Raw genomic sequence first — 10,982 nt, 5'->3', positions numbered from 1 at the left:
ATTCCTTCGCCGGACTCGCCGGACACCTCTCCGGCGTGACGATCGACTGGGGCCTCGCCCTGACCGTCACCACGGCAGCCGTCCTCGGCAGCCTGGCCGGCGCCCGCCTCGCCGGACGCATCCCACAGGACGCACTGCGCAAGGCCTTCGGCTGGTTCGTCGTCGCCATGGGCGTCTTCGTCCTCACCCGGCAGCTCGACTCCGGCCTCTGGACCCACCCCGTCACCTGGGCGGTCCTGGGCGCGGCGGGAGCGGCGACGGCGGCCGTCCGACTCCGGAGGCGGTCAAGGACGGCACGACCACAGCCGGTACACCGCGTTCGCCAGGACGCGACGCCGAGATAACGCGAGGACACGTCCCCGGGCGTACCCCATGGGGGGAGGAGGAGAATTCCCATGCAGGTGAACGAAGCATCGATGAAGCCCGTCCTGAACCGTCTCAAGCGGGCGCAGGGTCAGCTGGCCGCGGTGATCGCCATGATCGAGACCGGCAGAGAGTGCGAGGATGTCGTCACCCAGCTCGCAGCCGTCTCCAAGGCCCTGGACCGGGCCGGGTTCAAGATCGTGGCGAGCGGGATGCGCGAGTGCCTCGCCGATGATTCCGAGAACCCACCCATGACGCAGGACATCCTGGAGAAGCTCTTCCTCACCCTCGCCTGACCCTCCGTCCCTTCAGCCGGACAAGGGAGCCGGACGTCGCAACGAACCGGAGCCCCCGACCCGCCCCCAACAATCGATGCGGAAAGGACACGCGCCCTGGCGGCCGGAGCCCCGGTGGCCCCGGCCGCCCTGCGGGCCGCCCTCTCCTCACCCCGGCGCCGTCGTGGGTCAGGATCATGGAGCTGTCGGGGTTCGGCACGAGAGCGAATCCAGCCTTCGCGTAGACCTCGTGGGCGTCGAGGGTCGACAGAAGGGCGCGCTTGAGCCGATAAGGAGCAAGGTGGTCGCGGACGGCTTTCGCCGGCCATGTACCGAGCCCTCCGCCCCGGTGGGCGGGTCCACCCGTACGTCGCAGAGCCAGGCGAAGGTGGCGTGGTCGGTGACCACGTGCGCGTAGGCGACCTGGTTGCCGTCGGCGTCGTAGACGGCGAAGTTCAGTGAGCCCTCCATGGATGCCTCGACCGTTTCCCCGGTCCGCCCCAGAGTCCAGAACGCGTCCGTCGAGAGCCACTGGTGCATGCGCTCGACATCGAGGCGGTCAGGATCCGTGGAGAGCTCGTACCAGTCGTTTCCCTTATCCGTGGCCACGGAGTGGCAGCTGTTTTTGATCATGGAGTGGAAAGGCGTCCATCTCGCTTGGTTTTCCAGGTAGAAGTCGGAGGGGAAGCCGGAAGGCCGTTTCTCACTGCTGAGCGGCTCCGTGATCCGGACCGCACGGCGCGGCACGATCACCTCACCGTCGCTCGGGTCCCGAAGGATTGCCGTGTCCTCCCTCCCCGTCGTGCTGCACAACGCCCGAATCGTCGACGGCACGGGCGCCCCGCCGGTCCCCGGCGCGGTCCTGGTGACCGAGGGCCCGCCATCCGCCGGTGCGGCCCCGCCGACGGGCACCCGACGATCCCGACCTGTGCCGTGCGACCCGCGTGAACCTGGGCGGACGGACCGTCTGTCCGGGATTCATCGACGCACACGTGTACTTCGCCCTGCCGGGGTCGGTGGAGAGCCCGCTGGCGGGCGCGGGCGAACCCGTCGGCTACCGGACGCTGAAGGTGCTCGAACGGCTCCGCGTCACCTTGCGCAGCGGGGTGACCGCGGCGCGCGACCTCATGGGGCTCGACGCGGGCTTCCGGCGGGCGGTGGCCGAGCGCCGCGTCGCGGGGCCGCGGTTCCTCGTCGCGGTGAGCATGCTGAGCCAGACCGCGGGCACGCCGCCTTCCGCCTCCCGAGCGGCATCGACGCCCTCGGAGCCGCCGTCGCCCTCCCCCGCCGCCCTCCCGGCATCGTGGACACCGTCGACGACCTCCGCACCCGCGTGCGCGCACTCGTCGCCGCCCTCCTGGAGACCATGCACGACCCCGACCCGTCCACCGTGCCCGCGGCCGTGCACGCCAAGGCCGCCGACCTCGTCGTCTGCGGCACGAACGCCGTGGACGACGTCGACTCCCTCGCCGCCCCGCCCGCCTGCACGCCGTCCTCAAGGAAGGCCGCATCGCCATCGACCGCGCCGGCATCCTCGTCTCCGCGGGCCTGCCCGACCTGATCCCGTAGAAGCACGGGGCCGGGTGAAGGGCCGAGCCGGTCCGAAGTCCCTTTCCGGACCAGCGGCCTCCCGGAGGTCCGGACGCGGACCGAACCACCGGAGAGGGGCAAGGCGCACCCCCTGGCCGCCTCCTTCGGATCCGCCCGAGCGTTCCTCACCCGTGTGAGCGACGCTCGTGATCGATACACCTAGAGGGCGGACCTGCCGCGTCGGCGCAGCTTCCATACCGCGAGCGAAGACCCGCTGGTGGCGAGGAACAGAGCGACAAGTCCGATCGACTGCGCGCGGGCACTACCGGCCTCCGCCAATTCGTCTCCGTAACCACCGGGCGGGTTCGGCGGGTAGGTCGGATGCGTGGGGCCAGGCGTCGGCTCCGTCGGCGTCGGGGTCGGATCCGTGGGTGTGGGCGTGGGATCCGTCGGGGTGGGGGTGGGATCCGTCGGGGTGGGGGTGGGATCCGTCGGGGTGGGGGTGGGATCCGTCGGGGTCGGGGTGGGTGTCGGCTCCGTCGGAGCCGGCCGGTTGTGGACGACGCAGCTGACTGCCGCCAGACGCGGCACGTCCACCGTGAAGGCAGGGGCGGAGGCCGTCCCCGTGTTCGTGACCTCCACCGGCTCGCCGTCGTCGAGGTTGGTGCAGACCGCGTTCTTCGCCCCCTGGGTGACCAGCTCGTAGCCCGGCTGCTGGGCCTCGGCGACCGTGACGTCCGCGTCCGTGACCCCGGGCGGGAAGGTCGGCTTGAAGACGACCCCGCCCGTCCCGTCGCTCACCGTGGTCTCGGTGTCCGGCAGCCCGCCGATCCCGGCCGTGGTGGTCGAGGCGTCGAACTGCCAGCCCTCGCCGGCCGGTTCGGCACCGGTGACGTCCTCGCCCTCCGTGTCCTCGGGCACGATCTGCTTGATGACGGACAGCGTGCCCTCGCACTGCGCCAGGGCCATGTTCCTCAGGGCCTCGCCCGCTGCCGCGAAGTCGGTCGTCTGGTAGTAGTCGGCGGTCTGCGGCGCGGGGTCCGCCGGGTCGAAGGCCTCCTCGCCCGAGATCGCCTTCAGGTTGATCCCCGAGATCCCTTCGACACCCTTGCCCACGCCGACGGCGACGACCCTGGACCCCTTCGCCTTCACCGCGTTGGCGGAGAAGATCCCGTTCTCGACGTCCGCGAAGTGGGTGTTGGTCCCGTCTCCCGCGTACGGCTTGGCGAAACGCGTGGGGTTGCCGTCCGTGAGGACGACCACCAGGTCGTACTCCGGAGCCGATTGCGCGACCGCGTTCAGCCCCTGGTCCCAGTTCGTCCCGGAGCCGAGGGTCCACCCCTGGTACAGGTCCTTGAAGGCCTGCGCGCCGTCCTTGGTGGAGACCGGCATGAGGGCGGGGTGGTTGGCGGTGCCCGTGCTGGGGGAGTTCCGGTCGAAGGAGAACAGCGCGAGCCGCGAAGGCGTGCCCGTGAGCGTGTCCGTCAGTCTGTCGGTCGCCGCCTTGAGGTCCGGCAGCGCGCTGCCGACCGATGCCGACAGGTCGAGGACGACCGCCACGTCCAGGCCGCAGGCCGACGGCAGCGGCGGGTTCACCCGGGACTGCTGCCAGATCCCGCCGGAAGCCACGTACGGCACCGCCGCCCAGTCCGTGCTGCGCATGAAGTCCGTGAGGGAGGAATACGTCTCCCCGCCTTCGAGGGCGGGGGTCCGGAACTGGTACACCGACTCCACCGAACCCGAGCCGCTGCCCTTGCCCGTACGCAGCGACGGGTTGGCGAACCAGCCCGCGGGCACCCCGCCGGGCAGCTGACGCACCCAGAACCGCATCCCGGCGTTCGCTCCCCCGCCCCCCGTGTCCGGCACGGTGAAGCTGCAGTCCCCGTCGGCGTCGGACGTGCACCGCGCCCAGGCGTCCGCGACCGGCTCGGCATCGGCCTCGTCCGCGAAGAGGGCCAGCCGCACCCCGGCGAGAGGGGTGACCCCGGTGTCACCGGTCCGGTCTCCTCCGGTCTTCACGGTGATCACCGACGTGTCGGCGGCGGGTGCCGGGACATCGGCCCTCACTCCGGGAGCGGACACTCCCGCGAGGACGAAAACGGCGGCACCCAGAGCGAGCTGACGGCGTTGCGGACGCATGAACGGTCTCCAGAGAAAGGAAGCACATCAGATCTGAAATTTATCTAACTGTCCGTATATGAGACTCTCTCTGCTCCATAAGTGGGCGGGTCGACAGAACAGAGCGTTTACTTGCATGTGCGTACCGTCCTTCGATGCGCACCTCGCTGTCGTCGGCCCGCCCGCCGACGTCCCGCCGAGGCTCATCCCGCATCCCCGCTGACGCCGAGACGCGGCCTTCGCCCACTGCGGCGCCCAGGCCCGCGAGACCGTCTCCGCGATCCGGGAAGCCGCCATCTGCCGCGTGGCTACGCAGGCGAGAACCAGGAACAGCTGCCGTTTCCCAGGAACGGTGATGTGTCGAGGGACGGGGTCGGTCGGGCCGAAGCGGGGGTTTCCGGAGGTTTTCGCCCCGTCCCGCCGTCCGCGGGTTCAGTCCGTCACGCGGACCGCGCGGGCCGGGCGGATGGAGGCCGCTCGATGGGCCGGGCCCAGCGTGGCCAGGAGCGACGCGATGAAGGTGGCCGCGCTCAGTGCGCCGATGCTCGCCCACTCGACGGGGAAGCCGCCTTCGAGGCCTTCGAAAGCGGCACTGTTCCGGTACATCAGCCATGTCGTCAGCACGCCCAGCAGACAGCCGAGGACGATTCCCTCCGACGCGACGAAGGCACTCTCCCAGAGGAAGGACCGCTGTACGGTGCGGGCTCGGAAGCCGAGGGCCCGCAGGATGCCGATGGTCCGGCGGCGCTCGCGTACCGCACGGACCATGACGACGCCGAGGCCGGTGATTCCCACACCCAGCCCCAGAGCGAGGAAGCCCTGCATGAGTCGGAAGAAGGCCGTGCTGGAGTCGAACTGATGGCGGATGTTCGATTCGATCGGCGTGGCGACCATGCTGGAGGAGAGGCGCTCCCCCTGCAGCCGGGTCCCCAGGGTGTCGGGGGAGACGCCGGGGGACGTCCTCACCAGGGCGGATGCGTTCTGTGCCTGGCTGCCGAAGAGTTCGAGCGTCGCCCGTTCGCTCATCACGACGGGATACGTGGTCGAACTGGCTCCGGTACCGGGGTAGAAGACCATCCCGTTGCCGAGCACGCCGGCGATGACCTTCTGTTCGCTGCGTCCGGTGCGCGGGTCGGTGACGACGAGGGTGTCTCCGGGGTCGTAGTAGTCGCCGGCCGGTCCGCCCGTGCTGCCGAAGAAGCCGTCGAGGACGACGTAGCGGGGATCGTCGGCGAGCGCCCGCCAGACCGCCGGGTCGGTCGCGAGGCCGGGGAGGCGTTCGCGGAAGGTGATGCCGGTGATCGCGCCGTCCGGCACCCCGACGGCCGCGACGTCCAGCGGTCGCGGGTCGCGGCGGCCCGGGTCGGTGGCCCGCCCGCTCGCGTTCAGCAGGGGAGTGGCGGCCGAGATCCCGTATGCGGACGGACCGGTGCGGAGCTCGTCGACCAGGTCGTCGCCCGCTGCCTGGGGGTTGTAGTCGAGCCGGAGCGAGTATCCGGCCGTCGCGTCGTCCACGACCCCGTCGACGCCCGCTCGGAGGATCCCGGAGATCTCCGTCAGAAGTACAAGGACGAAGACGATCAGGGTGTACATCACGAGTGTCGCGCCTGTGCGGAACCGCTTCGCCAGCGGATAGGCGATCGCGAGCCGTGCGGCCAGCCCCGACTCGGAAGGGTGCTCCAGGAAGCGTCGCACGGGGCGGAGGACCCCTTTCTGGTTGTCGCTGACGAGGATCACCGCGGAGAACGCGGCGAGGGCTCCCTGGACGACGTAGACGGACATCGACGGCGTGTCGAAGACCCGGGGGCGCGCCACGGGAGCCAGGAGGGTCCAGGCCAGGACCGCACCCGCGGTCACGGTGGTGACGGTGTGCCGCGGCAGGACGAGCAGCAGGGCCGGGGCGGCGAGGGCGAGGGTGAGCGCCGGCAGGAGGTAGGTCGCGTCCGGTTGGCTGCGTGCCACGGCCGGTACGGCCGCGGCCGCGCACAGGACGGCCAGGGCGGCGCAGAACGCCACCCGCCGACGGCGCGGTCCCCGGCCGGGCGTGGCGGGCAGGTCGCGGATCGCGGCGATGATGTTGAACCTGCTGATGCGGACGCTCGTCGCCAGGATCGAGGCGAAGGCGATGAGCAGCCCCATGGCGAGCCCGTTGAGGACGCTCGTGGGAGTGACGTCGAAGGCGATCCGGATGCTGCTTCCGCCGACCGACCAGCCCTGGAAGATCTCCGCGGCCACCACGGCGACACCCCAGCCGACGGCGATGCCGATGCCGACGCCCGGCAGCGCGGACATCAGCGCGTAGACGGCTCCTTCGAGGGCGAAGGAGCCGACCAGCCGCGAACGTTTCATGCCGATCGCCCGCACCATGCCCATCTGGGCCTTCCGCTCCTCGCCGAGCATCACGAAGATGTTCACCAGGAGCAGGGCGCCCGCGATGATGCTGAAGCTCCCGATCATCAGGAACAGCGCGCCGAGGGAGTCCCCGGCCTGCTTCGCGTCCCGCAGCACCGTCTGCTTCGGCGTGTCGATCGCCGCCTGCCCGGCCAGAGGGCCCAGGGCGTCACGGATGTCGGCGGTGACCTGCGGGGTCAGGGCGTTTCCGCCTTCGACGCCGCCCCGGTTCGACACGAAGGTGACCGAGCGGGCTTCCGTGCCCGCCGCGCGGGCGGCGGCGTCCAGGGTTCCCGGAGCCAGGAACGCGTTGCGGTTCAGGCGCCCTCCGAGCCCCACACCGGCGAGGCCCTGCTCCGGCAGCACGCGTTCGACCCGATAGGTTCCGGGTGTCCCGAACAGGTACAGGGTGAGCGAGTCTCCGGCGCGCACGTCCAGGGACCGGGCCAGCGGTTCGTTGACGACGACCTGGCCCGGCGCCGGGTTCGGCCCGTCGAGGCCCGCCTCGCCGCCCGGCGCACCGAAGCGCGAGGCGTCGGGGAAGTCCACCTGCCAGGCCAGGACGCGCGGTTCGGCGACCGGCCGGCTCCCGGTGGAGCCGAGGGCGGACGCCTGCGTGGCCCGGACGGTCAGGACCCCGTCGACGTCCGGGTCACCGGTCAGGGCCGCCAGCCGCTCCGCGACGGTGTGCCCGGCCGGGCCGGGCGGGGCGATGACGCGCTCGTCCACCGGGCCCAGGGTCCGGTACGCCTCCTGCCGCACGGAGAAGTTCAGGGTGTCGCCGACGACCAGCGCCCCGATCACGATGGCCGTGCCGAGCATCGATCCGCCGATCACCAGCGCGGCCTCGGTGCGTCGCCGGGCCACCTGCCGGAAGGCGAGCCTGCGGGACACCGGTTGCCGGACGGCGATCAGGACGAGGGCGGCGAGGGTGAGCGCCAGTGCGACGAGCAGGGGGAGGAGCAGGTTCGGGTACATGATCAGCCCCGGGTGACGTCGCGGTCCACGGCCCGGTCGGCCACGGACTGGCGGACGTCGTCGACCAGCCGGCCGTCACGCATCCGGATCAGCCGGGGGACGCGCGCCCCGATGGCGCTGTCGTGGGTGACCAGGACGATCGTCTGGCCCTCGTCACGGTTGAGGCCGCACAGCAGGTCCATGACCTGGTCGGCCATGGCGCTGTCGAGGTTTCCGGTCGGCTCGTCCGCCCACACGATGGCCGGCCGCCCGACGAGGGCGCGTGCGATGGTCACCCGCTGCTGTTCGCCGCCGGACAGCTCGCTGGGCCGGTGGTCGACCCGATGGGCGAGCCCGACCCGTTCGAGCGTGGCCAGGGCCCGCCTGCGCGCCTCGTGCGGCCGGGTGCCGACGAGGAGCAGGGGCAGCTCGACGTTCTCCGCCGCGGAGAAGACCGGGATGAGGTTGAACGACTGGAAGACGAAGCCCATGGTGCGGGCCCGGTGCTCCGTGCGCGCGGCGTCCGACATCGCGAAGAGGTCGTGACCGTCGATCTCGACCCGTCCGCCGTCGATGTCGTCGAGTCCGGAGAGACAGTTGAGCAGGGTGGTCTTGCCGGAGCCGGACGGGCCCATCACCGCCACGAGTTCCCCGTGCCGGACGACGAGATCCAGATCGTCCAGCGCGGTGACCGCCACCGAGCCCGTCCGGTAGATCTTGCGGACCCTCGTGGCGACCAGAAGGGGACGGTCGCTGTTCATGCCTTCCATTCGAGACCCCTGGGGCATCAGGCCGCCACGGCCGGTCGGTACCGCACGCGGGACCGACCGGCCCTGTGCTCGGAGCGCCGGACGGCACACAGTGGGGGAAGGAGGTCGGAACGGCCGGGGTCCACTCGGCTATCACCGGCCCGGCCGTCGGGAGCGTGAGTGGCCATGATGTTCTGGAACGGCGGCGGCATGAACGGATGGGGCTGGTTCGCCATGTCGGCAGGAATGATCCTTTTCTGGGGACTCCTGATCACCGCCGTCGTGTTGATCTTCCGAGCGCTTGACCGCGCCGTGGAACGCCCGGCGCGTCAGGACGGCCCCATGGGGCCTGAGAGGATCCTCGGGGAGCGGTTGGCCCGCGGGGAGATCGACGAGGAGGAGTACCGGAGGCGGCTGAGCGCCCTCCGGAGCGGAGCACCGTAGGCCGCGCCGTGGAAGGTCGTCGAGATGCGGAAAGGGTGGCGCCCGGTCCCGCCCGTGGCCTCACCTCCCGGCGACCGGACCCCGGCCGCGTCCGTACCACGTGCGGATACTGCGCAGTCGGCTGCGCGCTGGACGTCGTCGTCCGGGACGAGCGCGTCGCCGCCGTGCTGCCGGCCCGTGACGGCCCCGTCAACCAGGGGCACGCCTGTGTGAAGGGCCGCTTCTCGTACGGCTACCTCACCTCGGCCGAGCGCCTCACCACACCCCTGGTACGGCGCGACGGCGTCCTGACCCCGGTGAGCTGGGACGAGGCGATCGGGGTCGTCGCGGACGGGCTGCGCGCCGCGGTCGGTCGCCGCGATCTCGTCGGCCCGCGCCACCAACGAGGAGAACTACCTCGTCCAGAAGTTCCTGCGGACCGTGAGAGGCACCGACAACGTCGACAACTGCTCCCGCCTCTGCCACGCCCCCTCCGCCGCCGGGCTGACCGCCACCTTCGGGCGCGCCGGCGGCACCGACTCCTTCGACGACGTCGTGACGGCCGACTGCCCCCTCGTCGTCGGCGCCAACCCGGTGGAGGCCCACCCCGTCGTCGGCGCCCGTCTCCTCCAGCGCGCCCTCGAAGGCGCCGCCCTCGTCGTGGCGGATCCGCGGGCCGTGGGACTCGCCCGTCATGCCGACGTCCACCTCCGCCCCCGCCCAGGCACCCACGTCGCTCTCTTCCACGGCCTCGCCCACGTACTCGTCGAGGAGGGCCTGACCGACTCCGCGTTCCTCCGTGACCGAGCCGCCGGACCGGACGAGCTCACCGCGCTCCTGGCGGACTATCCACCCGGGCGGGTCGCCGGGATCACCGGCGTCCCAGCCGGGGACATCCGCAGGGCCGCCCGGCTCTACGGCCGCGCCGAGCGGCCGGCCGTCGTGTACGGCCTCGGCGTCACCGAGCACCTCCACGGCACGGACGGCGTACGCACCCTGGCCAACCTGCCCATCCTGCGCGGTGCCGTGGGAGGCAGCGGCAGGGGGTTCGGCATCAGCCCGCTCCGCGGCCAGAACAACGTCCAGGGAGCCTCCGACAGGGGAGCCCTGCCCGACCTCCTCCCCGTCCACGGCCGCGTCACCGACCCCGAGGCCCGCGCCCGGGCCGAGACGGTCCGGGGGCGGCCGATCGCCTCCGCCCCCGGCCTGAGGATCCCTGAGATGTTCGAAGCGGCCCGTGACGGCCGGCTCCAGGCCCTGTGGATCATCGGCGAGGACGTCTGCGTCACCGACCCCGACAGCCGGCGCGTCGCCGAAGCGCTCCACGCCTGTCCGCTGGTCGTGGTCGACGAACTGCTCCTCGGCGAGACCGCCCGGCACGCCGACATCGTCCTGCCCGCCGCCTCCTGGCTGGAGAAGGACGGCACCTTCGTCAATTTCGACCGGCGGTTCCAGCGGGTGCGTGCGGCGGTCACGCCCCCGGGAGAGGCCCGCAGCGACTTCGACATCGTCCACGCGGTGAGCGCGGCGATGGGCTACGACCTCGGATGCCGCACACCTGAGGAGACCCTCGCCGAGTGCGGGCGGGTGGCCCCCGTCTTCGCCGGCGTCTCGCATGCCCGGCTCGACCGGGAAGGAGCCGTTCCGTGGCCCTGCCCCCGGCCCGACCAGCCCGGCGAGTCCACCCTCCCCACCGAACGGTTCGCCACCCGGAACGGCCGCGCCCGGCTTTCCGCCGCGCCCTACCCGCCGCCGGGAGAGGAACCGGACGCCGACCACCCGCTCCTGCTCGTCACCGGACGTCGCTGGGCCCACTACGACTCCGGCAGCACGACCCGGCGCGGCGCCAACCTCGTGCTCGCTCCTCGGGGCCGTCTCGACCTGCACCCCGAGGACGCCGAGAGGTACGGAGTCGAGGACGGTGCTCCCGTCGTGGTGGACAGCCGACACGGCCAGGCGAGGCTGATCGCCCGGGTGGGGAGCGACGTCGCCCCCGGACAGGTCTTCTGCGCCTTCCACTTCCCGTCCGACGGGGTCGACTCGCTGACCTCGGACCACGCCGACACCGTGACCTCGTGCCCGGAGTACAAGGTCACGGCGGTACGGCTGCGCCCGGCCGTGCGCCCTGGGAGCTGAACCCCGCCCGAACCGGCCCCCCGAGTCCGGGGTCCTGCCG

8 protein-coding genes and 2 pseudogenes are annotated in these 10,982 nt (G+C 71.8%); 6 read left to right on the top strand and 4 right to left on the bottom strand.

Translation table 11 applies throughout. The features are described 5' to 3' along the window. Both ACFW6A_RS22530 and ACFW6A_RS22525 read left to right on the top strand, forming a co-directional pair. A partial coding sequence (locus ACFW6A_RS22530; protein WP_386642303.1) for a TSUP family transporter occupies positions 1-344 on the top strand: 344 nt, incomplete at its 5' end. A gap of 51 nt (positions 345-395) precedes the next feature. Then, a complete protein-coding gene (locus tag ACFW6A_RS22525; protein WP_351846357.1) occupies positions 396-659 on the top strand; it encodes a metal-sensitive transcriptional regulator in 264 nt (87 codons plus the stop codon). A 169-nt stretch (positions 660-828) separates the two neighbouring features. Here ACFW6A_RS22525 and ACFW6A_RS22520 read toward each other — a convergent pair. Next, positions 829-1,271 (bottom strand): annotated as a pseudogene (locus tag ACFW6A_RS22520) (GNAT family N-acetyltransferase); the annotation flags it as partial. 670 nt (positions 1,272-1,941) lie between these two features. Here ACFW6A_RS22520 and ACFW6A_RS22515 point away from each other — a divergent pair. Next, the gene (locus ACFW6A_RS22515; protein WP_351846360.1) at positions 1,942-2,199 is read left to right on the top strand and encodes a hypothetical protein; all 258 of its coding nucleotides are present in this window, start codon (positions 1,942-1,944) and stop codon (positions 2,197-2,199) included. A 188-nt stretch (positions 2,200-2,387) separates the two neighbouring features. On the opposite strand, the gene ACFW6A_RS22510 is transcribed toward ACFW6A_RS22515, so the two are convergent. From ACFW6A_RS22510 to ACFW6A_RS22500, 3 genes are all read right to left on the bottom strand, one after another. Continuing rightward, entirely contained in the window at positions 2,388-4,235 is a 1,848-nt protein-coding gene (locus tag ACFW6A_RS22510) for a vWA domain-containing protein (protein WP_386642299.1), read from the bottom strand. 483 nt (positions 4,236-4,718) lie between these two features. Next, entirely contained in the window at positions 4,719-7,655 is a 2,937-nt protein-coding gene (locus ACFW6A_RS22505; protein ID WP_386642296.1) for an ABC transporter permease, read from the bottom strand. Positions 7,656-7,657: 2 nt separating this feature from the next. Further along, a complete protein-coding gene (locus ACFW6A_RS22500) occupies positions 7,658-8,395 on the bottom strand; it encodes an ABC transporter ATP-binding protein (protein WP_351846367.1) in 738 nt (245 codons plus the stop codon). A gap of 174 nt (positions 8,396-8,569) precedes the next feature. On the opposite strand from ACFW6A_RS22500, the gene ACFW6A_RS22495 reads away from it, so the two are divergent. The 3 genes and pseudogenes from ACFW6A_RS22495 to ACFW6A_RS22485 all read left to right on the top strand — a co-directional run bounded on the left by ACFW6A_RS22495 (position 8,570) and on the right by ACFW6A_RS22485 (position 10,942). Beyond that, entirely contained in the window at positions 8,570-8,827 is a 258-nt protein-coding gene (locus tag ACFW6A_RS22495) for an SHOCT domain-containing protein (protein WP_351846512.1), read from the top strand. A gap of 8 nt (positions 8,828-8,835) precedes the next feature. Beyond that, positions 8,836-9,006: pseudogene (locus ACFW6A_RS22490) on the top strand (hypothetical protein); the annotation flags it as partial. 181 nt (positions 9,007-9,187) lie between these two features. Beyond that, a complete protein-coding gene (locus tag ACFW6A_RS22485) occupies positions 9,188-10,942 on the top strand; it encodes a molybdopterin oxidoreductase family protein (RefSeq protein WP_386642309.1) in 1,755 nt (584 codons plus the stop codon). Positions 10,943-10,982 lie beyond the last annotated feature (40 nt).

Source organism: Streptomyces sp. NPDC058758 (assembly GCF_042746075.1).
Taxonomy (GTDB): Bacteria; Actinomycetota; Actinomycetes; order Streptomycetales; family Streptomycetaceae; genus Streptomyces.
Note: the sequence above shows the minus strand (reverse complement) of the source record. Positions and strands in the feature narration are given on the sequence as shown.

Excerpts from the sequence above, each read along its gene's own strand:
- ACFW6A_RS22495 (WP_351846512.1), top strand. The coding sequence starts at position 8,570 with ATGATGTTCTGGAACGGCGGCGGCATGAACGGATGGGGCTGGTTCGCC.
- ACFW6A_RS22505 (WP_386642296.1), bottom strand. The coding sequence starts at position 7,655 with ATGTACCCGAACCTGCTCCTCCCCCTGCTCGTCGCACTGGCGCTCACC.
- ACFW6A_RS22500 (WP_351846367.1), bottom strand. The coding sequence starts at position 8,395 with ATGAACAGCGACCGTCCCCTTCTGGTCGCCACGAGGGTCCGCAAGATC.
- ACFW6A_RS22525 (WP_351846357.1), top strand. The coding sequence starts at position 396 with ATGCAGGTGAACGAAGCATCGATGAAGCCCGTCCTGAACCGTCTCAAG.